Annotated in this window: 25 protein-coding genes; 6 read left to right on the forward strand and 19 right to left on the reverse strand. The window is 53.3% G+C overall.

What is annotated here, in order from left to right; translation table 11 throughout:
- Positions 1-123 precede the first annotated feature (123 nt).
- Positions 124-1,440 carry a xylose isomerase gene (xylA, locus tag MHH82_RS28505; protein WP_015737501.1) on the reverse strand — a complete coding sequence of 439 codons (1,317 nt, stop codon included), beginning with the start codon at positions 1,438-1,440 and terminating at the stop codon, positions 124-126.
- Between the two features lie 366 nt (positions 1,441-1,806).
- Between xylA and MHH82_RS28510 the strand changes: the two genes are divergently transcribed.
- Both MHH82_RS28510 and MHH82_RS28515 read left to right on the forward strand, forming a co-directional pair.
- Entirely contained in the window at positions 1,807-2,979 is a 1,173-nt protein-coding gene (locus MHH82_RS28510; RefSeq protein WP_340968959.1) for an ROK family protein, read from the forward strand.
- Positions 2,980-3,130: 151 nt separating this feature from the next.
- Entirely contained in the window at positions 3,131-3,334 is a 204-nt protein-coding gene (locus tag MHH82_RS28515; RefSeq protein ID WP_340968960.1) for a hypothetical protein, read from the forward strand.
- Between the two features lie 118 nt (positions 3,335-3,452).
- Here MHH82_RS28515 and MHH82_RS28520 read toward each other — a convergent pair whose 3' ends face one another.
- From MHH82_RS28520 to MHH82_RS28540, 5 genes are all read right to left on the reverse strand, one after another.
- Positions 3,453-3,689, reverse strand: coding sequence for a glutaredoxin family protein (locus tag MHH82_RS28520; RefSeq protein ID WP_006212730.1), 237 nt, complete (start codon positions 3,687-3,689; stop codon positions 3,453-3,455).
- 66 nt (positions 3,690-3,755) lie between these two features.
- The gene (gene trxB / locus MHH82_RS28525) at positions 3,756-4,697 is read right to left on the reverse strand and encodes a thioredoxin-disulfide reductase (RefSeq protein ID WP_015737504.1); all 942 of its coding nucleotides are present in this window, start codon (positions 4,695-4,697) and stop codon (positions 3,756-3,758) included.
- A gap of 407 nt (positions 4,698-5,104) precedes the next feature.
- Positions 5,105-6,169, reverse strand: a complete 1,065-nt coding sequence (locus MHH82_RS28530) for a leucine-rich repeat domain-containing protein (RefSeq protein WP_340968964.1) — start codon at positions 6,167-6,169, stop codon at positions 5,105-5,107.
- 130 nt (positions 6,170-6,299) lie between these two features.
- Positions 6,300-8,324 (reverse strand): heavy metal translocating P-type ATPase, encoded by a 2,025-nt coding sequence (locus tag MHH82_RS28535; RefSeq protein WP_340968966.1) that lies wholly within the window; start codon positions 8,322-8,324, stop codon positions 6,300-6,302.
- A gap of 340 nt (positions 8,325-8,664) precedes the next feature.
- Entirely contained in the window at positions 8,665-9,774 is a 1,110-nt protein-coding gene (locus MHH82_RS28540; protein ID WP_340968968.1) for a PEP-utilizing enzyme, TIM barrel domain protein, read from the reverse strand.
- 187 nt (positions 9,775-9,961) lie between these two features.
- On the opposite strand from MHH82_RS28540, the gene MHH82_RS28545 reads away from it, so the two are divergent.
- On the forward strand, positions 9,962-10,576 hold the full coding sequence (locus tag MHH82_RS28545) for a nucleotidyltransferase domain-containing protein (RefSeq protein ID WP_340968970.1): 615 nt from the start codon (positions 9,962-9,964) through the stop codon (positions 10,574-10,576).
- An 87-nt stretch (positions 10,577-10,663) separates the two neighbouring features.
- On the opposite strand, the gene MHH82_RS28550 is transcribed toward MHH82_RS28545, so the two are convergent.
- Both MHH82_RS28550 and MHH82_RS28555 read right to left on the reverse strand, forming a co-directional pair.
- The gene (locus tag MHH82_RS28550; protein ID WP_009594125.1) at positions 10,664-11,956 is read right to left on the reverse strand and encodes a homocysteine synthase; all 1,293 of its coding nucleotides are present in this window, start codon (positions 11,954-11,956) and stop codon (positions 10,664-10,666) included.
- A 150-nt stretch (positions 11,957-12,106) separates the two neighbouring features.
- Positions 12,107-12,934 carry an SDR family NAD(P)-dependent oxidoreductase gene (locus MHH82_RS28555; protein ID WP_015737508.1) on the reverse strand — a complete coding sequence of 276 codons (828 nt, stop codon included), beginning with the start codon at positions 12,932-12,934 and terminating at the stop codon, positions 12,107-12,109.
- A 240-nt stretch (positions 12,935-13,174) separates the two neighbouring features.
- On the opposite strand from MHH82_RS28555, the gene MHH82_RS28560 reads away from it, so the two are divergent.
- The gene (locus MHH82_RS28560; RefSeq protein WP_015737509.1) at positions 13,175-13,432 is read left to right on the forward strand and encodes a DUF3949 domain-containing protein; all 258 of its coding nucleotides are present in this window, start codon (positions 13,175-13,177) and stop codon (positions 13,430-13,432) included.
- A 75-nt stretch (positions 13,433-13,507) separates the two neighbouring features.
- Here MHH82_RS28560 and MHH82_RS28565 read toward each other — a convergent pair whose 3' ends face one another.
- The 7 genes from MHH82_RS28565 to MHH82_RS28595 form a co-directional block, all read right to left on the reverse strand.
- On the reverse strand, positions 13,508-14,365 hold the full coding sequence (locus MHH82_RS28565; RefSeq protein ID WP_036663839.1) for an ATP-binding cassette domain-containing protein: 858 nt from the start codon (positions 14,363-14,365) through the stop codon (positions 13,508-13,510).
- Positions 14,358-15,200, reverse strand: a complete 843-nt coding sequence (locus MHH82_RS28570; protein ID WP_015737511.1) for a hypothetical protein — start codon at positions 15,198-15,200, stop codon at positions 14,358-14,360. The genes MHH82_RS28565 and MHH82_RS28570 overlap by 8 nt, the downstream gene beginning before the upstream one ends.
- Positions 15,181-15,870, reverse strand: coding sequence for an RNA polymerase sigma factor (locus MHH82_RS28575; RefSeq protein ID WP_015737512.1), 690 nt, complete (start codon positions 15,868-15,870; stop codon positions 15,181-15,183). Before MHH82_RS28575 ends, MHH82_RS28570 begins: the two co-directional genes overlap by 20 nt.
- An 88-nt stretch (positions 15,871-15,958) precedes the next feature.
- Positions 15,959-18,160, reverse strand: a complete 2,202-nt coding sequence (locus MHH82_RS28580; RefSeq protein ID WP_340968974.1) for an ABC transporter permease — start codon at positions 18,158-18,160, stop codon at positions 15,959-15,961.
- A complete protein-coding gene (locus MHH82_RS28585) occupies positions 18,153-19,022 on the reverse strand; it encodes an ABC transporter ATP-binding protein (RefSeq protein ID WP_015737514.1) in 870 nt (289 codons plus the stop codon). Before MHH82_RS28585 ends, MHH82_RS28580 begins: the two co-directional genes overlap by 8 nt.
- Before the next feature lie 317 nt (positions 19,023-19,339).
- Positions 19,340-20,245: an aldo/keto reductase gene (locus MHH82_RS28590; RefSeq protein ID WP_015737515.1), complete on the reverse strand. Its 906-nt coding sequence runs from the start codon at positions 20,243-20,245 to the stop codon at positions 19,340-19,342.
- Between the two features lie 50 nt (positions 20,246-20,295).
- On the reverse strand, positions 20,296-21,090 hold the full coding sequence (locus MHH82_RS28595) for a sulfite exporter TauE/SafE family protein (protein ID WP_015737516.1): 795 nt from the start codon (positions 21,088-21,090) through the stop codon (positions 20,296-20,298).
- Between the two features lie 122 nt (positions 21,091-21,212).
- Between MHH82_RS28595 and MHH82_RS28600 the strand changes: the two genes are divergently transcribed.
- A complete protein-coding gene (locus tag MHH82_RS28600) occupies positions 21,213-21,398 on the forward strand; it encodes a hypothetical protein (protein WP_015737517.1) in 186 nt (61 codons plus the stop codon).
- 44 nt (positions 21,399-21,442) lie between these two features.
- Here the strand turns inward: MHH82_RS28600 and MHH82_RS28605 are convergent, their stop codons facing one another.
- The 3 genes from MHH82_RS28605 to MHH82_RS28615 are packed head-to-tail and all read right to left on the reverse strand — an operon-like array spanning position 21,443 to position 22,895.
- Positions 21,443-21,997: a hypothetical protein gene (locus MHH82_RS28605; RefSeq protein WP_340968976.1), complete on the reverse strand. Its 555-nt coding sequence runs from the start codon at positions 21,995-21,997 to the stop codon at positions 21,443-21,445.
- Entirely contained in the window at positions 21,994-22,617 is a 624-nt protein-coding gene (locus tag MHH82_RS28610) for a hypothetical protein (RefSeq protein ID WP_340968977.1), read from the reverse strand. The genes MHH82_RS28605 and MHH82_RS28610 overlap by 4 nt, the downstream gene beginning before the upstream one ends.
- Before the next feature lie 5 nt (positions 22,618-22,622).
- Entirely contained in the window at positions 22,623-22,895 is a 273-nt protein-coding gene (locus MHH82_RS28615; protein ID WP_340968978.1) for a hypothetical protein, read from the reverse strand.
- A 193-nt stretch (positions 22,896-23,088) separates the two neighbouring features.
- On the opposite strand from MHH82_RS28615, the gene MHH82_RS28620 reads away from it, so the two are divergent.
- Positions 23,089-23,430, forward strand: a complete 342-nt coding sequence (locus MHH82_RS28620; protein ID WP_015737520.1) for a hypothetical protein — start codon at positions 23,089-23,091, stop codon at positions 23,428-23,430.
- Between the two features lie 145 nt (positions 23,431-23,575).
- Here MHH82_RS28620 and MHH82_RS28625 read toward each other — a convergent pair whose 3' ends face one another.
- A complete protein-coding gene (locus MHH82_RS28625; RefSeq protein WP_340968979.1) occupies positions 23,576-25,765 on the reverse strand; it encodes an alpha-galactosidase in 2,190 nt (729 codons plus the stop codon).
- Positions 25,766-25,812: the final 47 nt, after the last annotated feature.

Below are 25,812 nucleotides of genomic sequence, written 5' to 3' on the forward strand. Positions count from 1 at the left end.
GACTGCCGACCATCGCTCGTGCCATCGTTTCCGGTTTGAAATAAGTACACCGGCATCCCTGGAGGGAGCCGGTGAAGGTTTTGGATTTCATGGAACAAGCTTAAACAGCCGAACCGTTATGAATTAATTCGCAAGAATGTACTGATTCAGAATCGCCTTCAGCATTTCTTGGCGTCCGGACTCGTTTTTGCGAGGGGACTCGTTGTTCAGCGCGTATTCCGCAAGGGAAGCCAGCGTAGCCTTACCGGATACGACGTCTGCGCCGATGCCTTCATTAAAGCTGCTGTAGCGCTTCGCGATGAAGTCCTCGAATACGCGGTCTTCGATCAGCTTCGCTGCCACTTTCAAGCCTTTTGCGTAAGTATCCATACCGGCGATGTGCGCATGGAACAGATCTTCCGGCTCGAAGGATGGACGGCGAACCTTCGCGTCGAAGTTCACGCCGCCGCGGCCGAGGCCGCCGTTCATCAGCACTTCGTACAGCGTCAATGTAGCGTCATAGATGTTAACCGGGAATTCGTCCGTATCCCATCCGATAAGCATATCGCCTTGGTTCGCGTCGAGGGAACCGAGCATGCCGTTGATGCGTGCTACGCGAAGCTCATGTTCGAAGGTATGACCGGCCAGCGTGGCGTGGTTTGCTTCGAGATTCAATTTAAAGTGCTTGTCGAGACCGTATTTCTGCAGGAATGCAATCGTAGTAGCCGCATCGAAGTCATATTGGTGCTTGGTCGGCTCCTTCGGTTTAGGCTCGATCAGGAACTGAGCGTCAAAGCCGATTTCCTTCGCGTAATCCACCGCCATATGGAACAGGCGCGCCAGGTTATCCAGTTCAAGGCCCATATCCGTGTTCAGCAGGGTCTCGTAGCCTTCACGGCCTCCCCAGAACACGTAGTTCTCGGCGCCGAGGCGTTTGCCGACTTCGAGGCCCTTCTTGATTTGCGCTGCCGCATGAGCGTATACATCGGCGTTGCACGTTGTGCCCGCACCATGCATGAAACGAGGATTCGTGAACATGTTGGCCGTGTTCCACAGCAATTTTTTGCCGGTGGACTTCATGTGGTCTTCAATCGAGTCCACAATCGTATCGATGTTGCTGTAGAACTCGCGCAGGCTGCTGCCTTCCGGCGCAATGTCCACGTCGTGGAAGCAGAAATACGGAAGGTTCATCTTCTCCATGAATTCAAAGCCTGCCTCAACGCGTGCTTTGGCAAGGTCCATGCCGGAGTAGTTGCCCCAAGGGCGAACCGCCGTGTCGGCACCGAACGGATCGGAGCCGCCTGCAGTCAATGTATGCCAGTAAGCCATCGCGAAACGGAGATGCTCTTCCATCGTTTTGCCGGCTACGACTTCTGTCGGATTATAAAATTTAAAAGCATAAGGGTTGGTCGATTTGCTGCCTTCGTACTCGACTTTGCTAATGTTGTTAAAATAGGCCATGAATAAATCCTCCTATACCTTGTTAAGGTGTGGTTAACGCTTACAAGGTTATCCTATCACAGCTCCTCCACTTTGTCTATTGGTTAAACAAAGTTATTCCTTTACAAGTTTTTCAAAACTGATTCCGCCTGTCGTTGGGACCGTTTCGGTCCTGTGACGAGGACTTGTTCCCCATCTAATCCAGGTACACGCTTCCTCCACATTCGGATGAAGACATCGTCCACCGGACCCGGCTCATTAATGATTCCGTGACTTAAGCGGCGTTACGGGCTGTTGCATTTTCCGGACTTTGCCCCTAGACTATGAGCATATCAAGTCTCACAAGCCTAACTGATTAGGAAAGCAAGACTAAAGGGATGAATACACATGACGAATATTACCGGTGACCAGGCTCTGGTCAAGAAAATAAACACTTCCATCATTCTCGATACGATACGTCAACACGCGCCGGTCTCCCGGGCGAAGGTGTCCAAGCTGACAGGCCTGAACAAGGCTACCGTCTCCAATCTCGTGCAGGAGCTGTGCAGCAACCACCTGGTCCAGGAAATCGGACCCGGCGAATCCAGCGGCGGCAGGAAGCCGCAGCTGCTGCTGTTTAACGGACAAGCCGGGTATGCCATCGGCGTCGAGCTGCGCGTGAAGCAGATAACCGCCGTGCTTACCGATCTGGAAGGACGGATCCTTGCCGAAGAGGACACGGCGCTTGAAGGGCATGACGTTGAATCGGTGACGAGGCTGATGGTGGGCTTGATCCACGGCCTAATGCGTCAAGCCCCTCCCTCCCCGTACGGCATCATCGGGATCGGCGTGGGCGTCCCGGGAATGGTCGACGGCGACGGCACCGTCCTCTTCGCCCCCAACCTGGGGTGGGACATGGTCCCGCTGCAGGAGCAGCTCGAGCTCGAGCTCGGACTCCCCGTCACCATCGACAATGAAGCGAACGCGGGTGCCCAGGGCGAGCTGCGCTTCGGAGCCGGCCGGGACGCCCGCCATCTCCTCTATATCAGTGCCGGCAGCGGTATCGGCTCCGGCATCATCATCAATGGCGAGCTCTATAAGGGAGCCCGCGGATATGCCGGCGAAAGCGGCCATATGTCCATTGAGGCCGAGGGACGGGAATGCAGCTGCGGCAACCGCGGCTGCTGGGAGCTGTACGCCTCGGAGAAATCCTATGACGGCAAAGATGCCGTTCTTCCGTCCAGACGGACATCCGAGCTTGTGCATCATGCCGAGCTCGGCCATCAGGATACGATCCGGCATTTCGAGGAGCTTGGACGCTATCTCGGCATTGGCATAACCAATCTTGTCAATGGATTCAATCCGCAATCGGTCATCATCGGCGGTCCGCTGTCCGACGCCCGGGCTTGGATCGAAGAAACGCTCCAGCAGGTCGTTGCCCAGCGCACGCTTCCATACCACCGTGAGCGGATGGAGATCCGGTTTGCGGAGCTGGGCAGTCGTTCCACCATGATCGGTGCGGCCTACTCTGCCATTTCGCAATTTCTTGGCCCGGTACGGGTCTCCATGCCGATTCATTAAAATTGACGATATTTTGTCGTAATTAGCGACCAGCATCTTAAGGAAAATCCAGCGATTTTCCGCTATAATTAATCTCATCCTGTAATTTAAATCACGATTCTCTTCGTGAGAAACGTGTGATCGTTATACTAAAGGGAGAGGAAACGCTCAAATGACCTATGTAAGCACTGCGGAAATATCGGCGGAAATGTTTGTGACCGTATTGCTGTGTCTCCTAGTTATCGCACCTTTGTTCAGTCTCGCCATCATGCGTTTTTTTCAAGGCAAGAAAAAAGTCGGCTTCATTCTCCTCGGCTCCGGCGTGGCCGCATACGTTGTATTCCAGTTCATCATGAGTCTGTTTTTCAGCAAGTGAACATGATTTGTACGAACGTGTGGCAGCATAGCTCGGCAACACAAAAAGCTCCTTCCCGAACCTCGGGAAGGAGCTTTTTATCATAAGCAAGCGATTGGCTTGCCATCTGCTGATGAGATTAAGCTTCCGGATTCAACGCTTTGTTGAACTGGAGCTTGTTCATGCCAAGAATTCGGTGCTCACCGATGATGGTGAGAGGTACCGCGCGAACGCCCATATCCCATACTTGCTGTGCGAATTCGTCGTTCTGCTCGATGTTGCGCTCTTCAAACTCGATGCCTTGATCGGACAAGAAGCCTTTTACTTGTTTGCAGTGCGGGCAGTTGTTCGAAGTGTATACAATCACGTTTTCCATGGTCGGTCAGTCTCCTCTACTCATGATTTGGGCTGCTTACAGCCGGTTCGATCTCTATCTATCAGTTTACAACACGACAGCGCTGTGTTCCAAGCTCTCGATGTATTTCTCCGCATCCATAGCCGCCATACAGCCGCTTCCCGCTGCCGTGATCGCTTGTCTGTAACGGGTGTCCTGAACGTCGCCGCAAGCAAATACGCCTTGGATATTCGTTTCGGATGTTCCCGGTGTCGTTACGATATAACCGTTCGGGTCGGTCGTAATGCTTCCGCCAAGGAAACCGGTGTTCGGATGGTGGCCGATCGCCACGAACACGCCGCTGACCGCGATCGTCTCTTCTTCGCCGGTCTCATTGTTGAGCACTTTGATGCCCTTTACGCCTGTCTCGTCCGCGATGACTTCCTGCGGCGTGCGGTTCAATGCCCATTCGATTTTCTCGTTGGCGCGGGCGCGATCCTGCATGATTTTCGATGCACGAAGCTCCTCCCGACGGTGAACCAGCGTTACTTTGGATGCAAAGCGGGTCAGGAAGTTGGCTTCCTCCAGCGCGGAATCGCCGCCGCCGACAACAACGATCTCTTTCCCGCGGAAGAAGAATCCGTCGCAGGTTGCGCAAGTGCTGACGCCGCGTCCCACATTGTCCTGCTCTCCAGGAATGCCGAGATATTTGGCCGTTGCGCCCGTAGAGATGATCAGCGTCTCGGCAACCACCTCGCCCATTCCGTCAACGTCCAGCTTGAACGGACGCTCTCCAAATTCCACGCTGTTCACCCAGCCTGTACGAAATTCCGCGCCAAAACGTTCCGCCTGCTGACGCATATTGTCCATCAGCTCAGGACCCATGATGCCTTCGGGAAACCCCGGGAAATTTTCAACTTCGGTCGTGGTTGTCAGCTGTCCGCCAGGTTGCGGACCTTCAATGACGAGCGGGCTCAAATTCGCGCGAGCCAGATAAATGGCAGCCGTAAGCCCGGCAGGGCCTGTGCCTATAATAACGGATTTGTACATATCGTTTCCCTCCTATATATGGAACACTTAATTATAATTATTATAAATTAATATTAATTATGGTTATATCGGAGCCGTCTGTCAATATGTCACATCACACCCCAACTGCAAATATTGTTAATCCATTCTTCATAAACCGCTGGGGAATTTACTATTTTGAAAAAATGAATCTCGTGCTCGAAAGAACACCTCGTTGTAAAACGTTTACTTCGAGGTCAGGAGTGCGCTGAGATCAGGTTAGAAGAATTTTGGGTTACGAAAAGACTTCAACCACACGATTAACGGTGCGAAGATGAATGTTTGATGAAGTTCCGAAGCTAAACGCGATACCTGCACAAATCCCCCTGTACTCGCCATGCGAGCTCAGAGGGATTCTTAGCTAGGTCATTATTTTCCAGATGCTCCGATTATTCAATGTAATCACCCCAATGCTGATTTTGAGGACTTGGGTTATACCGGTTATCCGACAGATTAACATACGAAAGTCCCGTCAGTTTCTCTATGAATTCCGGCTCGCTCTGGAGTAGGTTTCTGCTTAGGTCAAGGAAACTCAGATTCTGCAGCTGCCCCATCTCCATGGGAAGTTCCATAATCCCCGTGTAATTAATACTAAGCAGCTCCAGCAACCTCAATCGTCCGATCTCCGGAGGGAGCCGAGTCAGCGATACTTCCTCTCTCCGGATCACATGATCTGTAGGTCCATGATAACTCCCGCACGCGATATTCAAGCGTTTTAACTGGGTCAAATCACCGATCTCCGCCGGAATCTCCACCAGATCCTCCGTATATACCGTCAAATCCTCTAATTCCGTAAGACCAAACAGGGCCGCAGGCAGTCTGGTGACGTAACTTTCATGGATCATAAGTTCCTTCAGCTCCTTCAGCTCTCCGATGCTTTCAGGAATCTCCTGGATGCCAAAACCGAAAATTTCAAGCTTGCGCGGTTTGTGAAACAATACATCCTGCCAGAATACTTCAAACTTCTTATGTTCCGGACGGCTTAGAAACAGGCCCGAAACCATGGCCGATATGTTCTCGGCTTCTTCTTGGCCGATCTGAAGCCCGCCCATTCGTTCATGAGCTACATGATGTAAGAGGTCTTGTCCATCATGATCCCAAAAGTTCAAATCCTCCGGCAGATGGGGATGCTGCCATGCAAACAGATCATCCGCCGCCTGCTTCAACACAACAGCGGCTTCCTCGCAGCATTTATAAATATAGTAAGTGCCCGCTCCGTATTCAATCCCGTTGCCACGCACGGTCTCCTCATCCAATCGCTTCATGATATCGCGCTCGCTAATCTTGCGTTCTTCGATCAGATAAGGCTCAAGCAGCGAAAACACACGCTCGGCTTCCTCCATGAGCTGGAACTCTCCACGTCTTGCTAACACGAATACCGCCGACCGCTCCATCGCATAATCAATCAGCCAGGAATAAGCAGCTCCCCTTGGAGAGTCGTAAAAGAATGCCATATTGCTGATCACCTCTCATCTTCCACGATTTCAAGCAGCCTGTTTATTTCGCTGCCCACAGTAAAATCCCCTTCTTCTCCAGCAAGGAAAAGAAGGGGACGCTTTGTCATTGCAGATGATACTCAGTCCATTAACGGCTGCTGCGCAGGAGGCGCAGCCCGTTCAGAATGACCAGAATCGTGCTTCCTTCGTGGCCGATGACCCCGAGCGGCAGCGCTACGCCTTCGATGAAATTGGCTGCAATCAGTGTCAAAATGACGGTAATGGCAAAGATCATGTTTTGCTTCACGATGCGTTGAACCTTGCGTGCCACTTTGACGGTACCGGCGATTTCATCGATGTTGTCGTTCATCAGCACCGCATCCGCCACCTCCAGCGCGGTTCCGCTTCCCGAAACGCCCATGCCGATGCCGACGGTTGCCGTGGCCAGTGCCGGTGCATCGTTCACGCCATCCCCTACCATGACCACATGGCCGTAACGGGCACGCAGGTCCTTAATATGGGTAACCTTATCTTCCGGCAGCAGGTCGGAGAACACCATGTCGACGCCGCTTTGCTCGGCGATGACTTCTGCCGTCGCCTTACGGTCCCCCGTCAGCATCGCTACCTTGATGCCCAGCTGCTGGAGCCGCTTCACGGCCATGGCTGCCTGAGGACGGACCGCGTCCTGCAGCGCGATCATGCCCACGATGCTGTCCCCTTTCAGGATAACGGATACCGTTTTGCCTTCGGATTCCAGCGTGTTCCGAATGGACAGCCAGTGCTGGCGATTCTCTTGAACCGCGCCCAACCTTTCATCTTGATCGGAAATCGCACCCGAACGCGGATCTCCGGTCCCTTCATCCAGAATATCGCTTTTGCCTATTTTCCAGGTGACTCCTGCAACTTCCGCCTGCATGCCCCAGCCAGTGATGGACTGACCGTTCTCTACCTGCTGCAGCGGTGCTCCCTCTTTCTCGGCTGATTGGACAATCGCTAAAGCCAGCGGGTGCTTCGACATCCGTTCGATGGAAGCGCTGATGCCAAGCAGTTCGTGCCGATCCCATCCCTCGCCTGCAATAAAATCCGTAACCATGGGTGTGCCGAGCGTCAAGGTACCGGTCTTATCAAATGCGACAACGGCCGTGCGCGCCATATTCTCGATGTGGGCACCGCCCTTGAACAAGACACCCTTTCGGGCACGATTGGAAATCGCCGACAGCATCGCTGGCATAATGGAAGACACCAGCGCGCAAGGGGATGCCACAACGAGAAACACCATCGCTTTATAAAAGGTAGTATCCCAATCCCATCCCAGAACGGGAGTGGCCAGAACGATCAGCGCCACGGTCGCAATGACTACGACGTGGGCATAAATCGATTCGAACCGCTTGATGAACCGCTGCGATTCCGGCACCTCGTTCTCCGCTTCTTCCACCAGCCGGACGATCTTGGCGAACAAAGTAGATTCCGCCGATTGGGTAACCTCAATGTACAGGACCCCTTCCCCGTTTAAGGTGCCTGTGAACACTTCATCGCCTACGGACTTATCGACCGGCACGGATTCGCCGGTAATGGAGGCCTGGTTAACGGAGGAACTGCCGCGATAGATTTTGCCGTCTGCCGGAATCAGCTCGCCCGGCTTCACCAGGATGAGATCGCCGATCTCCAGCTTGTTGATGGATACCGACACCATTTCCCCCTTCTCGATGCGAAGGGCCGTCTCCGGCTGCAGCTCCATCAAGGACGAGATGTCCTTGCGGCTTCTCTCCATCGTATAACTCTCAAGCGCTCCGCTGAGGGCAAAGATAAAGATCAGCATCGCGCCTTCGTTCCAATATCCGATCGCCGCAGCCCCCATAGCGGCAGCGATCATCAGCAGGTTCACATCCAGATCGCGTTCCTTGAGAAGGGTCTCGACGCCTTCTTTGGCTTTCACCCATCCGCCTACGGCGTAGGATATCACGTATAACACAACCGAGAGCGGCTCAGACCATTGGCTGGTCAGCCAGGCCACCAGCATCAGCAGACCGCTGCCAAGCGCAGCCACTACCTCCGCATTGCTCAGGAGGCTGCGGATATCCCATTTCCCCGGCTGCCTCGGCTCACGCGGATCAGCTCCATTTTCTATCGTCGATATGCGTCCAGTTGTCGTTTGATTTTGTATCCATTGCATAACCAATCACCTTCCTAGTTGAGAATGAAATCCATTATTACTACCCTTAAAATGACACATGCTGCCCCGGCTAGGCCGGAGCAGCATGCTAAATGAGAATGAGAATCATTTTTGAACTTATACAATTTATTTTCCTTCGTACAACTTTATATGTATCATACTCACTTTGCTTTCATTTGTAAACCATATTTTTCACGTCATCTTAATTTCTGAAGAGCAATATCGGAGTTGTTGTCCACACATATGAGGCAGATGAGCTTCCAAACGTAAAAAAAGTCCTAGCGATTTCTTCGCAAGGACCTCTCTTATGAACCAAACCGTATAAAGCGCTCTCATTCCATCAATCGATGATCGTGGAACATCTGCGCCGCATTTCCAATCTTGCGCCGGTTATCCGTATGGCCGCAAGTTCCGAAGGATGACAGCATACCTCGTGTATGCCCTGCCGGTACACCATCCGCAAATCCGCAGTGCCCACGCCATTGATCCGGAGCGTCAACTGCGGCTTCGTTCGTCTGATTCGACTAATCATCTCCGAGAACGCCGAGACCTTCTGACCTGCTTCATCCGATGATGCGGAATTCCCTATGCCTTCGCAATCGAATACCAGCACATCGGCCAAACGGGCAATCTCCGCCGCAGCCATCGGGCTCATTCCTTCGCCAAGCAGCGCCCCGTAGCGGATTCGGACAAAACGCTTCTGATCCATCAGCGTCTGCTCCGCCACTTCTTCGATAAAATTATGGATCGATATAAACTCATCCGCATGTGCCGGACGCACAGCCAACAGCTCTAAATGGCAGTCTATGCCTTCCGCCCCGCACTGCTCCATCGCCCGGAACAAGGACTCGAGCTGAGCATCCTGCGCCTCGCGTAAATCCATCGTATTGGAAAGCCGGGCATCTTGCAGCAAACTGATCGCGCATCGGGCTCCGGCTGCCGCTTGAAACACTGACACCCAATACGTCACCCATAACATAATGAGTCTCCGTCTTAACAAAGCGCTCTTCTCCGCGCTCCGTGAATTCAGCCATGCCGAATATACCTCCTGCAGCAGGCCATGCTGCAAAGCATCCTCACCGCGTATCAGTCCGATTCCCTGAGCACCCTGCTCGAGATCACGTGTTATGGATTCAGGATCCGCGGATCGGCTCATGACTTTCAGTCTTCGGTTCCTGTCACTCCACCCCAGCAGTCGCGTCAAGGAAGGTCTGTCCGTGCCGTTATGACGAATCCCCGAAACCCTGAGGGCTTCTTCAATGTCGTCAGGCGATGCCAGTAACAGCAATACCTCCTCATGGGTGACTCCTCCTGCCATAGCAAAATGCTTCAGCAGATCCGTCTCGGGAGAAAAATCGTTTGCCGTGATGTCCTCTGCTCCGATAAACTTCTTATCTTCCCATAAACGCTCTCCCAATTCACTGCCTGCTCCCCAATGCCTTTCCGTCATGGTTATCCTTCTACTCCCTTTCACCTTGAATTGGATAAACGCTTCTTTACAGGTTATTATGAAACAATTGGAAATATACAGTGCATGGGATAAACGCCGGCTGAAAAAATATCCGCCCCGACCATTTCCCGACCATCTATAATGGAGGAACGGGCCCGAAGCGAGAGAACAAAGAGGAGGAATGGACATGCGAACCGATTATGACCATTGGGAACCCGTCAGCGTATCGGAGGCTGCCGGGATTTTTGCGAAAATCCCCGTACATTGGTATATCGCAGGAGGATGGGCGTTAGATTTGCATTTGGGAGAGCAGACCAGAGAACACAGCGATACCGATATCCTGATCCATCGCGAAGAGCAGGCCGATGTTTACGCCGCCTTAACCAAAGCTTGGACGCTGTACAAAGCCGATCAAGGAAACTTGTCGTTATGGGAAGAAGGCGAGTATCTACATTCCGTCGGGGACGTATGGGTCAGCAGGAATGACAAAACTCCATTTGCATTCCAGCTCATGTTGACGGAAACCGAACAGGATTGCTGGGTCTATCACCGGCAACCGTCGATCCGAAGACCGCTTCGCGATATCTTGTTGAAGACAGACCAAGGAATCCCCTACCTGAAGCCGGAAATACAACTCCTGTGTAAAGGAGGCAGCAAGAACATCCGCGATAAAGACGAGCGGGATTTCAGGACGGTCCTACCCACCCTGGACCATGAGGCTATAGAGTGGCTGGCCCAATCGCTCCGCACACAATTTCCGGAAGGTCATCCCTGGATCGACTACATCGAATCAACGGGGTAACTGCCGTGTGGCATCACAAAAATAGGGCGCCTTCCCCCCAAGAGGGAAAGCGCCCTTTGTCTTACCTATCGATATAGCAGGATTGTCTTACTTCTGGCTGGCCGCAATCGCTTGTTCCAGATCGTACAAAATATCGTCGATGGACTCGGTCCCGATCGACAGACGCAGCAGTTCCGGATTGACGCCTGCCGTAAGCTGCTCGTCTTCGGACAGCTGCTGATGCGTCGTGCTGGCCGGATGAATGATAAGCGACTTGGAATCGCCAACATTGGCAAGGTGTGAGAACAGCTTCACGTTCTCGATCACCTTCTGCCCTGCTGCTGCCCCGCCTTTAATGCCAAAGGTCAGAATGGCGCCTTGGCCCTTCGGCAGGTACTTTTGCGCCAGCTCATACGAAGGGTGGCTCGGCAGCCCTGCATAGCTGACCCATTCCACGGCTTCGTGATTCTCCAGATACTTGGCAACCTTCAGCGCATTCTCGCTATGTCGCTCCACCCGGAGATGCAGCGTTTCCAGTCCTTGCAGCAGCAGCCAGGAATTGAACGGGGACAGCGACGCGCCGATATCCCGCAGCAGCTGCACACGCGCTTTGATAATGTAAGCGATCGGGCCTACGGCTTCTGTATACACGACGCCATGATAGCTTGGATCCGGCTGCGTCAATCCCGGGAACTTGTCATTAGCCGTCCAATCGAATTTACCGCTATCGACAATGACCCCGCCGATGGAAGTGCCGTGGCCGCCGATGAATTTGGTCGCGGAATGAACGACGATATCCGCTCCATATTCAATCGGACGCAGCAGATACGGGCTAGGGAACGTATTGTCGACGATCAGCGGAATGCCGTTCTCATGCGCGATGGCCGCAACGGCTTCCACGTCCAGCACATTCCCCTGCGGGTTGCCGATCGTTTCGGCGAACAGCGCCTTCGTCTTGCCGTTGATCGCTTGGCGGAAATTCTCCGGATCCGTGGAATCCACGAAGTGGACCTTGATGCCCAGCTTCGCCAGCGTATTGGAAAATAAATTATAAGTACCGCCATACAAACTCGAGGAGGAAACGATTTCATCACCTGCACCCGCGATGTTCAGAATGGAGAAGGTGATGGCTGCCTGCCCGGAAGATGTCGCCAGTGCTCCGGCCCCGCCTTCAAGCGCTGCAATCCGTTTCTCGAATACATCCGTGGTCGGGTTCATGATACGCGTATAGATGTTGCCGAATTCTTTAAGCGCAAACAGATTAGCTGCGTGCTCGCTGTCTTTAAACCCGTAGGAAGTGGTCTGGTAAAGAGGGACCGCGCGGGATAATGTGGTCGGGTCAAGCTCCTGACCGGCGTGGACCGCTAGCGTTTCAATGGAAAATTGGCGTTCTTCTGACATGGGTATTTCCTCCCTTTTCTTCATATGGAAAGTATGATCATTTCATAATTTCTCCCATTCTCTCATACTTTCCTTCGTTTGAAAAGAGCTATACCCAACTAATTTCATCGGAATATAATATTTTATTTTGCATGAGGTTTGAAAACCCCTTCATTCCTTCTCCTCTTGATAAACTTTACCCCATCCATATCCGGCTTCCGGGGACGTATCCTCCGGCATGCCCGGCAAGATCAGGCCGCCGTCAATACGAAGGTTAATGCCGGTAATGTAGGAAGCCGCATCCGAGCACAGCCAAGCGATGGCTTCCCCGATGTCCGACGGCGTGCCGAGCCTTCCTAGCGGAATTTTTCTTCCCAGCGGCTCGTCCTCTGCTGATTGGTCCGGCTTGTGAACGGTTGCCCCCGGTGCCACGCAGTTTACGCGGATGCCATGCGGCGCCCATTCCAGCGCCAGCGATTGCGCCGCGCGGATCAGTGCCGCCTTCATGCCGCCGTAGATGCTGTCCTTCGGATAGGCTCTCTCTCCCCGGGAGGACGTAATGAAAATGACATTTCCCGGAATTCCTTGGGCGATCATCTCCCGAACCGCATATTTGCTGAGCAGCATCGGCGCCCGGAAATCAAGATGAATCGTCATGTCCAGCGCATCCTCTTCAAGCTCTGTCAGCTCGTCGTATAGACCGATACCGGCATTGTTCACCAGCAAATCGATCCGGCCGAATTCCTCCAGCGTCTTTCGTATCGTATTCTCCGCTTCGCTGCGAACGGTTAAATCGCTCTGAATAATAAGCGGCTCCTTGCCATAGGTATGGCCGATGTCCTCCGCTACATCCACGATTCCTTCTTTGCTCGAATTGTAGGTCATCGCCAGCCGGTAGCCTTTTTCAGCCAGCACCTTGGCAATGCCTCGTCCGATTCCCGCGCCAGCGCCCGTTACCAGCGCCACCTTCTCCGTTCCCTGTTTACTTACGGTTCCCATGATTTCTCGCTCCCTTCCGAATTCATCCTTTCATGCCACAGTCGCTTGCCGCCGTTCAACGATGACGCGCACCGTGCCTACCCTTCCTTACCCTGTTCTGAAACGGATGATTGGCTTTCGATAGATAAAATCGGCATGACGGGCGTTCATATGGTAAATATTTGAATCCATTCCGAGATTTATACGTAGTGTATATTAATATGGCTTTCCATATACGATAAACCAAAGGAGCGTGTACGTATGAGTTCTGAGATGTGGATTATTGCGGGCGTTTTGGTCGCCGCATTCCTGATCATGATTCCCGTACAGTACCGGTATATTGCAGCGTTAAAGGAAGATCCCCGAAAGCAGGGAGTCGATCAGGAAACGTATTACAACAACATGTCGTTTCAAGAAGAACAGCTCCACTACAATACGCAAGTCTTGTTTTTGCCTTCCACCATGGTTGCTTCGTGGATTTATAATTGGAGGCATAAGAGCGGAAAAACGACCAAGTAGGCGAATTTAAACGAATGAAAACGCAAAAATCATCGCCCGAATGAAGGCGATGATTTTTCATGATCCAAGCTATACTCAGCCGCGTCTGGCTAAGGCGTTCATATGCAGGAAAAAGGTGTCCTCCAGTGTAGGCGCCTTCTCCATGAACTCGGGACCCGGCTGCTTTTTCCCCATCAGCCTGACTCTCATCCGATGCTCCGTCATTTGAAAATGAATCAGCAGCTCCTGCGGTATCCGCTCAAAGTCTTCCAAATCGATCTCGCCTTCCCAGACGCTGGAGGCCACATTCAGCTTCCATTGGGTCGGCGAACCGATAAACCGGAGGCGGCCGCGGTGTATCCAGATCACGGTATCCGCCGCCTCTTCCCATTCGTTCAGCTCGTGGGCCGCAACGATCACCATACGGCCCCGGGCGTATTTGGTCAGATACGTGATGAGAAATTTGCGCTCCTCCGCGTCCATGCCGTTCAAAGGCTCATCCAAGAACAGAAAAGACGGCGAGGCCAACAGCGCTTGTACGACGGCAATGCGCCGCTGCACCCCTTGCGACAAATTCTTGACCTTGCTCTTGCGGAAAGGTTCCAGCCGAAAGTCCGCCATCAGCCTGTCAATAGCCTCCGGGTTAAACACGCCCTTCAATTCGGCCATATAGGTCAGCAGCTTGCCGACCTTCATATCTCCATACAGCTCGATATCCGCCGGAACATACCCGATTTGACTGCGGATTAGCGGCAAATGATCCCCTGCCCTGCGCCCGCTGTACAGGATCTCGCCTGCATCGGGTGCCTGCAGCGTGGTCAGCAGCTCGATCAGGGTTGTTTTTCCGGCGCCGTTCGCCCCCACGATGAGGTTCAGGCCGGATTGAATCTCCGCTTTCTCGATTTCAAGCCGGTACGTACCTGCCTGCCGTTCCAGTCCTTCCAGCCTAATCATTCGCCAATCTCCAGGCTCCGTTCAACTTCAAGCTGCGTCCGTAGGAAGAAATCAGCAGAATCAAGCCGATCACAAGCAGGGACATGTCTGTCAGCATCTTGCCGCTCATGGAAACGCCGTGGTCCACGATCTGGCCCTGTATCACGATCCACATGCCGTACACCAACACCGCCGAGATCAGCGAATAGACCATGCCTTTGCGAAACAGCATATACATCGCGGCCCCTCCCGTCACCAGCAGAATGCCCATCCACTCCAGAATAAACGGTCCGAATAAAAAGCGGGAGGATTCTGCTTGGATGGATCGAAGCCCGAGCGCAAGGGTACTGAGCAAGGCCATTCCGACGACGATGCCTGTCACGAGAAGCAGGCGGGTATACAAGACCAGTGCCGGCGGGTAAGGGGTCAGCGTCTCCACGGCCCGCATCCCTTTATCCCAGGTTCGGCTGCTGAACAGCATCGATACGATCAGCAGCAGAGGGGTAATCAATGGAAAAATGCCGCCGGGCAATCCAGCAAATTGATCAAGCGGATATTCCGGATCGATCAGCATGACCAGCATGCAGAATACCGCGCCTGCCGTGAGCAGAATGGATCTTTGATTCAATCGAATCTGGCTCCGAAGGATCTGTTTCAATGAGGGCGGGTCGACCTGCGGATTAAAATCCAGCTTGGGAGACTCGGGCTCAATCCGGAGCTGATTGAACTCCCCCTGAAGGGACGCGATGAGCTGGGCCGTCTCATCCGGCGTCGGCGACGGAAGAGCCGCGCGTCTGAGCGGGCCGCGAAGCTCGTCTTCAAGTCTTCTCAATTCATTATCGAATGGATGATCCATGGAGATACACCTCACTTTCTTTTACTTTGCTCTGCGAATCAGACTCTTCCGACTTGGAGCGGTTCCGTACCTGTTCCTGAGGATTCTTCTCCCGCGTCCTTCGGGACGAATGGACGGGAACCAAATCGGAATGCTCCGTGGACAATGTTTTCTTTAGCTTTCTCAAGCCGTTATATAAATGCGTTTTGACCGTACTCAAGGGGAGGTCGACCAGGTCGGCGATTTCCTGCAGCTTCAGGTCATGAAAGAACCGAAGCGATATGACTTCCTGTTGTATATCGGGCAAGGTCTCGAGCGACGCCGCAATTTCGAGGGAAGTTTCCTGTCTTTCCACAAGCTCCTCCGCGCCCGGTTCAGGGTCGTATGCATCCGGCATTTCCTCACCCGCAAGACCTTCGGACCTGTAGGATGCGCTTTTCCAATAATCCTTGCACATATTCAGAGCGACGCGGTACAACCAGGAGCGAACATGCTCGAGCGTCCCGTGCTGCTTCAGATGCCGGATGAGCCGGATAAAGGTTTCCTGAACGATATCCTGGGCCTTTTGCCTGTCGGCCAGCCTCTGGGTCGTATAACTGAGCAGCGGACCATGGTACCTCGTCACCAGCATTTCAAACGCTTCCTGGTCGCCGGCAGCCATGCGTTCGGACAGCTGCTGATCGGAAATCATGCCTTCCCCCCCTTTCTACATGCATTCTCATCTTCCGTTATAACTATTTCTCAATTATAACCGACCGCGTGCAGGTGCATAGTCGTCATTATTTGACATTCATCATGGCATCCCACTTCTGCTGCCAGTCTTTGTACGTGATCGGCTTCTCCGGTCGTAAGGACGGGTTGCGTTCGGTGTCGGGAAGCATCAGTCCCTGCCCATAAAACTGCACCAGCAGCTCTTTGACCTGATTCCCTCTGCCTTCCTCCAGCGCCTTTCTAACCTGTCTGGCCATACTTATGCCTATTTGGTTCTGGGGATCCTCCCCGCTTCCGTTTTTGAACAACAGCTGCTGTACCGACCGGAGATTTCCGTAGGCCGATCTTAATTGTTTATCGCTAAGCCCTTTCTCCTCCACGTAATATACATACCAGAAAAGACTGCTGATCTTTCCGCGCACGTCTTGTTCCGGATGCTCAAAATTATAATGGAACGCACCCTGGTTGCCGAACAGAATCGAGTTCATCCATTCGCCGGGCAAATTCGCGAAGTTATAGGTGTAGTGGTTCGAGGACAGAATCAGGCGATGATTCACCTGAGGGTAATCAAAACCTTGGCCCAAATACAAGATCTTCTCGACGCTGCTGTTGAACTCGGGCACCCACTCGGAAAAATAGTCATATTTCTTTTTCATATCCCTCAGCAGCGATACGGATGCCTTCTCCAAATAAGGCGTTGTCACGATGGTAATCGGGAGATCATTCCGGTGGATTTCCTTCCAGAATTGTCCCCCGTACAGAGAGATATTCTGCTCGATCTCCCTGTCCTCAAACCGCTGGTAACCCGGCTTCCGCTCCAGCTCTTTCATTCCCGTATACAAGGGTTGAGGATAACCCTCCACCACCAGCTTCATCTCTCCGTCAGAGTAGCGCAGCTTGCCGTATTGCCAGCCCAGATAAACGTATTTCGACGAAAGGTCTCCGTTGTCACTCTTTAAATATACCTCCTGATGACCGGGAAGCGGATACCAGGCTATATGTCCCTCCAGCTTAACTTCAGGCCCCACGCTATAGGCCGCAAATTCTTCATTGGAGTACCCGGCCATAAAATCCATCACCTTGCCCCTATATTCCAGCTCGGCTTGAAGGTCTCCTCCCTTGGCATCGCCAACCATCCTGATCGATATCCGCTCTCCCTGTCTGCGATAAGGAGCATCGATGCCCTGGAGTTGGACACGTTCAAGCTTGAACATCCGGTTCAAGGTTAACGGCAGCTGCCTCATGCCCGATATTTCGGAGGCCGGTATCGTTAGCTTCGCCGTCACGCGAAGCTCGTCGTTTGGCAGCCGTTTCAGCTTGATGTCATAGGAAGACACATGATAGAAGGCTATATTTTCAGGATCATCGACATAAGAAATCGTCGGGTCCTCCAGCTTCGCATCAATTTGGGCATATCGTTCCGCCCAAAGCGTCCCGTAGGGCACGGCGGCGGCTGCCGTCAACACGACAGCCCCCAGCACGCCCAGCCACCCTGCCTTTTTCAGCATCGTGGGGCGCTTCGAGTTTAACAAGAACAAACACACCGTCAGCAGCAGGAAGGTGAAAGCCAGCACGAACCAACGGGACAGCTGGATATCTTTGGATAGCAGGCCGTACCCCCAATTCTCATATTCAAACCGATTGGATTGAAGGAAGAATTGGTTAAGGTGGAACACTTGGGCCGGCATCCATCTTAATTCGCTGATGAAATAAATTTCCATGAAAAACGTTCCAAACATCCATGCACAGAAACCGATCAAATACACGATCCGGTTCGGTATGCTTGCCCCGAGGAGCATCGCTAGCGCGAGCGTCACCATATAGGAAACCTCATACTGCACCGCGAATTGCATCGTATGCACCATCGCGATATCACCGGCTATCCCCTGGCTGACCGACAGGATATAGAATATAACCGACGTCGAGAGGGTAAACAGTGAAAAGTACAGCAAGCTGACCGCATATTTCGACGACAGCAGGGTGAAGAAGGACACAGGCAGGCTGTGGTTCCATTCAAACGACCGACGGCGGACATCCCGCCGGATGGACAAGATGCCGATTAACATCGCCGGACCCAGCGTCATCGTATGACCCAGCATGTGAAAGGAATACGCAGCCGAATACAGGTTATGATTCGGTCCATTTCCGCTTGCCGCCTGCAGCATGATGACGATGAACAGGATCGCGTAGAGGACCGGAAGCGAGGCAAACAAGGGATTGCCGAACAAAAGCCGCAGCTCCAACAGACTATGCCTCCACCACTTATGCATGGCGATCCCTCCGCAGCAGAGCCAGATAGCCGTCCTCCAGGGTCGGATCCGCCGGAAACGCGCCGGTCACGGGGGCCGCTGCACTGATAAACCGGCAAAGCACGCCTTCTGGTACCGTTCGAGTGGACACGACGGACATGGGATCCATCAAGGCAAATTCTTCATGGCCCATCACCGCTTCCCACACTTGTCCCTTCCCGCAGGCCTGCAGTTCGGGCAGGCTGCCGTTCATGGCCAATCTCCCCTTGTTCATTACGGCGATACGACGGCAGTTGCTCTCGATATCCGCTACGATATGAGTGGACAACAGGACCGTCCGGTCGATGCTGAAACGGGTTAACACATTCCGGAACCGGACACGCTCCTGGGGATCCAGCCCCGACGTCGGCTCGTCTACGATCAAAATATCCGGGGAACCGAGCAGCGCTTGGGCTATGCCCAATCTTTGCTTCATGCCCCCCGAGTACGTGCGCACTTTTTTGTCCGCCTTCTCCTGAAGATTGACCATCTCAAGCAGCCTGGAGATCTCCTTCAGCCTGGCGTTCCGGTCCGTGATCCCCTTCATGGCCGCCACATAATCCAGATAATCTCTGCCGGTCAGCTGCGGGTAAATGTGAAAATGCTGCGGCAAATAACCGATCATCTGCCGAATCTCCTCCGGCCGTCCAAGGGATATTCCGTTCACCCTCACCTGCCCGGAGGTCGGCGTCAATAAGGTTGCCAGGATGCGCATTAAGGTTGTTTTGCCGGCGCCATTGGGTCCTAGCAGACCCGTCATGCCTTTATCCAATTGTAATGAAACATCCAAGAGCGCCCAAGCGCCCTTGCGATAGGTTTTTGATAGATGCTCAATGGTAATCATTCTAGAATCCTTTCACCATGTACGATTATGGCATAAGCCGCGCGGTTTACGTTCCTTGGAACGAACCATCGCTTCAAAAAGTTTGACATTCCCCAAGGTTTGACGCCAATTTATTGATAAAGTACAAATAAGGTACAAAAAAGCCCGTGATCCTAAAAGCGGATTGCGGGCATGAACTATTTCGCCTGACGTAAGGCTCTTATCCGGTTATTATAACATGCGGGAATGCGGTTCATCCGTAAATCTTCAGGCCATAAATATTTCATGCCCCAAAAGATTAACGGGATAGACCATTCACACGCTTATCGCTCCCGGTGTTACCGGTGTGCCTCATATTGGTTGGCGCGGCTGATCGCCTGGATCGATTGGATGTCCTGAGGAGATAAAGCTTCCATATCCCCCGCAGCCAGGTTATGCAGCAGCTGTTCAAGCGAGCTCGCCCCGGGAATGGTGCAGGCAACAGCGGCATGGGCCAAAGCATAACGAATCGCCAGCTGGGACAAATCCCGGCCTCTTCCAAACGCTTCAAGCCTCTTGAGCACGTCGAGCAGCTCTTGTTTGCTGTAATCCAGGTATCCCTTCTCGGCTTTGGCTTGTCCTCGGTCCGACAAGATGCCGCGGGCAACGGGACCCCGGGCAATCGCGGATATTCCGTTCTCCTCAAGCAGATCAAGGACCGTTTCCTCCGGTCTCCGGTCCAGGATGCTGTACTGGCTCATGACGCTGACGATATGGGATTTCGCGACATACTCGCGGATGACGTTCGGCCGGATGGACGATATGCCGTAATATCGAATCCACCCTTCCCGCTTCAATTCTTCAAAAGCTTCAATCGTCTCTTCGATCGGATCATCCAGCGTCCCCCCGTGAAGCTGGTACAGATCGATATAATCCGTACCCAGCCTGCGCAGACTGTCCTTAACGGCTGATTTGATGTAGTCCTTCGAAGGATCCCATACCCAGCCCTCCTGTCCCGGCACGCGGCGGTTGCCCACTTTGGTGGCGATGATGACGTCCTCGCGCCGACCCTGAATCGCTTTGCCTACCAGTTCCTCGTTGCGGCCTGCATCATATAAGTCCGCCGTATCCAGAAAATTCACGCCCTGATCCAACGCTTCATGAATAAGCTTCACCGCTTGTCCTTCGTCCGTACCCAGCGACATGCAGCCCAGCCCGATTTCGCTTACATACAATTCCGAAGAGCCCAGCCGATTGGTTTTCATCGTTCATCTCCTCCTCTTCCATCATGATGAATAAGGTTCTACCTCTTTACTTACCCTAAAATATCGATCCAGATCTTGACCGCCGTCACCGCAATGAGAAGAGCCAAGGCGTACCTCAGCAGGCGGACGTTCATCTTGCGGCTGATAATCGCGCCGATGGGGGCACCCATCAAGCTTCCGACAACGGCAAACAGGGACGGCCAAATCGGAATGTCGCCCGAGGCGATTTTGCCGATAACGCCCCCGACTGCGGACAGAAAGACAATCGCGAGCGAGGATGCGATGGTGATTCGCGTCGGGATCTTAAGAACCGTCAGCATAATGGGGATCAGGATAAAGGCGCCGCCGGCCCCGACGATTCCGGCAATGCCGCCGACAATAAAGGCAGCTCCCATTGCAATCCATGCATGGTAAGTCACCTCGCTCACCGATCTGTTCTCCATGGATGCCCGGGTCGGCACAATCATCAATAACACCGCGATTACCGCCAGAAATCCATAAATCACGTTAATCGTTCCGCTCGTCATGAGCATCGAGGACAGGCTCCCGATCAGACTGCCAATCAGGGTACTGGCCCCCATCTGGATAACCAATCGCTTGTGAACGTACGACTCACCGCCGCGCGAACTCATCCGATTGGTTAGCATGCCTGACAAGGAAGCAAAAAATACCTGCAGCATACTGATGGACGCGACCTCCTTGGAGGTGAAGGCCTCCAGTCCAAACCAGGACGGTACATATAGAAGCAGGGGGAAATTAATGATCGCCCCGCCTATTCCCAGCAGCCCTGAGAAAAAAGAACCGATGATACCTATAAAGACCATGACTACAAGTTGCACTATCAAGGTGATCGATCTCCGTTCATTTGATATCGTTGCCGGGGCACATTGCTATTGAATGTGCCTCGCTCTTGATTTATAATAAACCCAAGTATTTGTATCGGAAATTAAGGAGGTGTGTGGTGATCATGTTGAATAAGCTGAAATTTCTTTTCCAGGACCGCTGTCCCGACTGCGAGCAGAAGCTGATCTCCAGACAAGAAGACATGGCAACGATCAAGCACTGCCCGGATCACCACTACACCGAAGAAATATATAACCAGCTGGGCGTTACGATCGTGTATCATCCCAGCAAAGACAATGGTTCAACATGATTGATTTCATAATCGTTAACAAACCTGGGTATAGCGCTTTATTCCTAAATCTCGGTCGATTCCCGTACGGCAAGCCTGACCAGGAGCAGAACCGCGATCTCGGCCGCCATTACGATAAGCGAGCACAGAAAGAACACAAGGAACATATCGCCCGAATCCAGATTTAAAAAGAATGGGTACACGATCAGCCACAGGAGCTGTCCCGCCATAAATAAGTGCAGCCGGAAGCTTGCCTTATGATCCAGTCCGGACGCGTTACCCGCGAAATGCGCCTGGATGCCTCTGCAAATTCCGTAAATCAATACGGTATGCAAGCAGAGGGCAGGCAGCTGGATCCATACATCCTTCGCGGATTGCACGGGTAAGCCGTCTATCCCCGCTTCGGTAAACCAAAACAATTGTAACACCGACCAGGCCATCAGCAGCCAAGCCGACAGATGCCCTGCCTTAAAATATCCGTTCAACTTCTGGAGCCGCCATAGTCCCGAAGCGATCAGCAGGTACCCGAGCATATCGGGCAACATATCCACCGAGTCCAGCTTAAAGTCGACAATTACAATCAACAGGCCCCAGCCCATACGCCCGTAAGCCCTAGTCATGGTGTCCTCCTGCTATCCCGGACAAATTCCGACAATTCTTGATCTGTCGGTCTCGGGTGATAGGGAATTACCGTTTCTCCATGCCACTGGCGACCGCTTTCCTCCATAAAGGTTGTTTTCAATAGGAGCTGGTAAACCTGCAAACTCTTCTCAAGCGACGGCATATCAAATTGGTGGCTGATTCTAATGGAATCCCCTTTATGAATGTTAAGTGGAAGCTGAATCTCATCGATGGGCTCGCCTCTTAACTCGATGTGCGCTTCCGAAGGCTGCGACCGGTAGCTGGTACCTGGTATTTGACTTGAAATGTCGGCATAGATTCGGAGATGCCCCTCTAGAGCGATATCCAGCAGTTTCGAGGAGAACGCCGTTAACTGTACCGGACGCTTCAAAACAGCGGAGTCGTATCCCGAATGATCGGAGGAAGATCCGCCGGATGTCCACGATATCGGATCTTGCTCTTCCTGACGATATACGCCGGGCCAAACGTATATTTCCCCGACATTCACTTGCTCCGAGCTTCCGTCGGAATAAAGCGCGGTAGCTTCCCGAATGAGAACCGGCTCCTCCAGCTTCTCTCCCGTCCCTTTTTTCTCAGGGGCATTTAAGTTCACCATCATTTTTCCTAAATACTGCCTCTGATACTCCGCATATGGGGATAGGGCGTGACGATCTGTCCAGGGTAACCTTCGATCCGGATGGAGCTCAGCCTCTTATCTGCTTGTTTGTCCTCCACATAATACAAGTCGAATACGCGGCCTCCCCCTTCCCTTGTCTCCACATGATGCTCGAGGAATACGGTTCTTCCCAGTTGGTTGGCTTCGTAATACCAGACATTCCCGATCCAGCTGCAGGCTGCGAGCAGGATGGCGAGCACGTAATACCATTTCTTGCTCATGGCCCCTCCATATGTAGCATGCGTTTGTTCCATATTCTTTAACTATCTTAACACGTAATATCGAAGAAGAGGGTTTGAACTGCGTTAATTTTTCCGTCGACTTCTTGCGGGAGAAACCCGGTCCGAATTGAAATAACGAACCCTATTCGTGGACAGACTAGTTGAAGCCACCCTAAAATCAAGGAAGGTGTCCATGATGAATCCATCGATCGAAGAGGTTACGAACTGGCTTCAATCCAATAGCAACCGCACGCTGCACATATCCAAGCAAGAAGAGAAGGATCAAGACCAGGTTGAATTACGGCTGGAACGATTTGAACATCAGCAGCAGCAAGCGCAGTCCATCGACGGGTATGGAGATCGCCACGCTCTTCTGCTGCACGGCCCCGGCGTGGTCATTACGGCAGGCCACGAAGCCCCGCTGCCAAGCAATGCCTTCGTCATCGGGCTGGACGGGTTAACGGCCGCGGAGATTCAAGACCGTCAAGTGGTGCTCACAACGGAACGCGGCATTTATTCCATCACGGCGACCTGAATGCAGCCGGTAGAAACAGCAAGAACCGCCAGAGAGTGCTTCTCTGGCGGTTCTTTTGGCTTCTCCCGCAGCTTGATGCCGGACAACCTTGATATAACGTTGCGCTAGGGACACAGATAGCTTCCGCAGGCTTTTAGTAAACAGCTTATACCCGTTCGAATCTCCAGATAAAGCTTTGGAAATCGCCGTGCATCGGCGGAACGGCCAAGCCGGCGTTCATCAGCCGGTCTCCGCCGTAGATGTTCCCGTCCTCCAGGCACTTGTAATCCCCTTCCGGATCCAGCCCCATCGTACGCAGCCACCGAATCGGCTCATTCGCCTCGCTTAAGATGCGGAAATAATACAGCACCGCTTCAGATCGATCCTCGGAGACGATCGTCCAGGCCGCTTCATTCCCTTCGAACGGGTTCCGAAGACGGTAGAAATCCCCGAACTGCACGAGATGCCGAATCTCTTTGTATAGCATTACCTGCTCGCGGACCTCCTCCTTCTCCTGTTCGCTGAAGGCCGTCAGATCCAGCTCATAACCGAAATTGCCCGACATTGCCGCGTGTCCTCTCGTCCGCAGCGAAGTATTCCGGTGCACCTGATGATTCGGAACGGCGGACACATGCGCTCCCATGGAGCTAAGCGGATAAACCAGGCTCGTTCCGTATTGGATCTTCAATCGGCTGACGGCATCGGAGTTATCGCTTGTCCACGTCTGCGGCATGTAATACAGCATTCCCGGATCATAGCGTCCGCCGCCCCCGGAGCAGCTCTCGAACAAAATATGCGGGAACTCCGTCGTCAGCTGTTCCATCACCCTGTACAGACCCAGCATATAGCGATGGGCCGTTTCCCGCTGGCGCTCAGGCGGCAGCGCAGCCGAGCCGATCTCCGTCATGTTCCGGTTCATGTCCCATTTCACGTAGGTGATCGGGGCGCTTCTCAGGATGCCGCGAACCATATCGGCCACCGCGTCGCCTACTTCCTGGCGGGAGAAATCCAGGATCAGCTGCTGTCTCCCTTCCGTCCGCCGGCGCCCTTCGACGTGCAGGCACCAGTCGGGATGCTGACGGTACAGATCGCTGTCCGGCGATATCATTTCAGGCTCAAACCACAAGCCGAACTGCATATCCAGACCGCGGACCCTCTTCACGAGATCCTCGAGGCCGTCGGGCAGCTTGTTCTTGTCAACGACCCAATCCCCGAGGGAAGTCGTATCGTCGTTGCGCTTGCCGAACCATCCGTCGTCCAGCACGAACAGCTCGATGCCGAGATCCCGTCCCGCGCTTGCAATCTGCTCGATTTTATCGGCATTGAAATTGAAGTAGGTTGCTTCCCAATTGTTCACCAGCACCGGGCGCGTGGCATCCCGGAATTGCCCCCGGCACAGCCTTGTGCGGTACATTTTATGATAGCGTCTGGACATGCCGCCCAGGCCCTCCGCCGAGAAGACCATCACCGCTTCCGGCGTCTGGAACGACTGTCCCGGCTCCAGCAGCCACGTGAAATCGAACGGATTCAATCCCATCGTGACCCGGGCCGTATCGTATTGGTCCACCTCGACCTGTGCGGAGAAGCTGCCGCTGTATACCAGACTGAAGCCGTACACCTCGCCGAACTCTTCGCCTGCCCCCTCGGACAGCAGCGCTAGGAACGGATTGTGGTTATGGCTGCTTGACCCCCTGCGGCTCTCGATGCCCTGCATGCCCGGGGATAGTCTTCTGCGCTGCACATGGCGCTCTCTCGCCCATGCCCCATGGAGATGCAGCAGGTCATAACGGCTGTGATCCATATCCACGCTAGCGCTCATGGCACGCAGCAGCGTCATGTTCTCCTTGCTGTCGTTGCGGAAGGATACGGAGCGGGAAATAGCGTCAAACGCCTTCATGACCGTATAAGACAAATAAATCGTCAAACCGCTTACCCGATCAAACAGTTCCAGCTCCAGCGTATCCGCCTCGTCATCCTGTTCCGTGTATACGGCAGGCAAGCCCTCAAGCTTCGGCTTGCCGCTGTAGATCCGGTGACGGACATATTCCGCCTCGGTGACCGTGGTCCCGTTAGCCAGCTGCACCTGATATGCAGGCTGCCGAAAATCGCCGCTGCCATAGCCCGGGTATTCCTGAGGCAAACTGTCCAGGGAGAAGGAAGCATCCTCGCGAAACGGCGTCGGCGAAAAGGATGCTCTTCCCCTCCGTTCCAGCAATCCTAGGACGCGGTTATCGCGAATCCGGCGTCCCCAATAGGCATGCGCCGGATATACGCCGCGCACCAGCTCAATCACATAACTTGACTGATCGCTCTGGAGATGGAATATCCCCAGATCCTCATGAAAATGTATACTCACTGTTTATTGCCCCCTAACCAAGGTCCGAGTAAGATCTCCTTGCTCTC

The sequence above is a fragment of the Bacillus sp. FSL K6-6540 genome, assembly GCF_038007545.1.

What these genes read in the sequence shown, in the direction of transcription:
- xylA (WP_015737501.1), bottom strand. Translation starts at nt 1,440, where the DNA reads ATGGCCTATTTTAACAACATTAGCAAAGTCGAGTACGAAGGCAGCAAA.
- MHH82_RS28510 (WP_340968959.1), top strand. Translation starts at nt 1,807, where the DNA reads ATGACGAATATTACCGGTGACCAGGCTCTGGTCAAGAAAATAAACACT.
- MHH82_RS28515 (WP_340968960.1), top strand. Translation starts at nt 3,131, where the DNA reads ATGACCTATGTAAGCACTGCGGAAATATCGGCGGAAATGTTTGTGACC.
- MHH82_RS28520 (WP_006212730.1), bottom strand. Translation starts at nt 3,689, where the DNA reads ATGGAAAACGTGATTGTATACACTTCGAACAACTGCCCGCACTGCAAA.
- trxB (WP_015737504.1), bottom strand. Translation starts at nt 4,697, where the DNA reads ATGTACAAATCCGTTATTATAGGCACAGGCCCTGCCGGGCTTACGGCT.
- MHH82_RS28530 (WP_340968964.1), bottom strand. Translation starts at nt 6,169, where the DNA reads ATGGCATTCTTTTACGACTCTCCAAGGGGAGCTGCTTATTCCTGGCTG.
- MHH82_RS28535 (WP_340968966.1), bottom strand. Translation starts at nt 8,324, where the DNA reads ATGCAATGGATACAAAATCAAACGACAACTGGACGCATATCGACGATA.
- MHH82_RS28540 (WP_340968968.1), bottom strand. Translation starts at nt 9,774, where the DNA reads ATGACGGAAAGGCATTGGGGAGCAGGCAGTGAATTGGGAGAGCGTTTA.
- MHH82_RS28545 (WP_340968970.1), top strand. Translation starts at nt 9,962, where the DNA reads ATGCGAACCGATTATGACCATTGGGAACCCGTCAGCGTATCGGAGGCT.
- MHH82_RS28550 (WP_009594125.1), bottom strand. Translation starts at nt 11,956, where the DNA reads ATGTCAGAAGAACGCCAATTTTCCATTGAAACGCTAGCGGTCCACGCC.
- MHH82_RS28555 (WP_015737508.1), bottom strand. Translation starts at nt 12,934, where the DNA reads ATGGGAACCGTAAGTAAACAGGGAACGGAGAAGGTGGCGCTGGTAACG.
- MHH82_RS28560 (WP_015737509.1), top strand. Translation starts at nt 13,175, where the DNA reads ATGAGTTCTGAGATGTGGATTATTGCGGGCGTTTTGGTCGCCGCATTC.
- MHH82_RS28565 (WP_036663839.1), bottom strand. Translation starts at nt 14,365, where the DNA reads ATGATTAGGCTGGAAGGACTGGAACGGCAGGCAGGTACGTACCGGCTT.
- MHH82_RS28570 (WP_015737511.1), bottom strand. Translation starts at nt 15,200, where the DNA reads ATGGATCATCCATTCGATAATGAATTGAGAAGACTTGAAGACGAGCTT.
- MHH82_RS28575 (WP_015737512.1), bottom strand. Translation starts at nt 15,870, where the DNA reads ATGATTTCCGATCAGCAGCTGTCCGAACGCATGGCTGCCGGCGACCAG.
- MHH82_RS28580 (WP_340968974.1), bottom strand. Translation starts at nt 18,160, where the DNA reads ATGCATAAGTGGTGGAGGCATAGTCTGTTGGAGCTGCGGCTTTTGTTC.
- MHH82_RS28585 (WP_015737514.1), bottom strand. Translation starts at nt 19,022, where the DNA reads ATGATTACCATTGAGCATCTATCAAAAACCTATCGCAAGGGCGCTTGG.
- MHH82_RS28590 (WP_015737515.1), bottom strand. Translation starts at nt 20,245, where the DNA reads ATGAAAACCAATCGGCTGGGCTCTTCGGAATTGTATGTAAGCGAAATC.
- MHH82_RS28600 (WP_015737517.1), top strand. Translation starts at nt 21,213, where the DNA reads ATGTTGAATAAGCTGAAATTTCTTTTCCAGGACCGCTGTCCCGACTGC.
- MHH82_RS28605 (WP_340968976.1), bottom strand. Translation starts at nt 21,997, where the DNA reads ATGACTAGGGCTTACGGGCGTATGGGCTGGGGCCTGTTGATTGTAATT.
- MHH82_RS28610 (WP_340968977.1), bottom strand. Translation starts at nt 22,617, where the DNA reads ATGATGGTGAACTTAAATGCCCCTGAGAAAAAAGGGACGGGAGAGAAG.
- MHH82_RS28615 (WP_340968978.1), bottom strand. Translation starts at nt 22,895, where the DNA reads ATGAGCAAGAAATGGTATTACGTGCTCGCCATCCTGCTCGCAGCCTGC.
- MHH82_RS28620 (WP_015737520.1), top strand. Translation starts at nt 23,089, where the DNA reads ATGATGAATCCATCGATCGAAGAGGTTACGAACTGGCTTCAATCCAAT.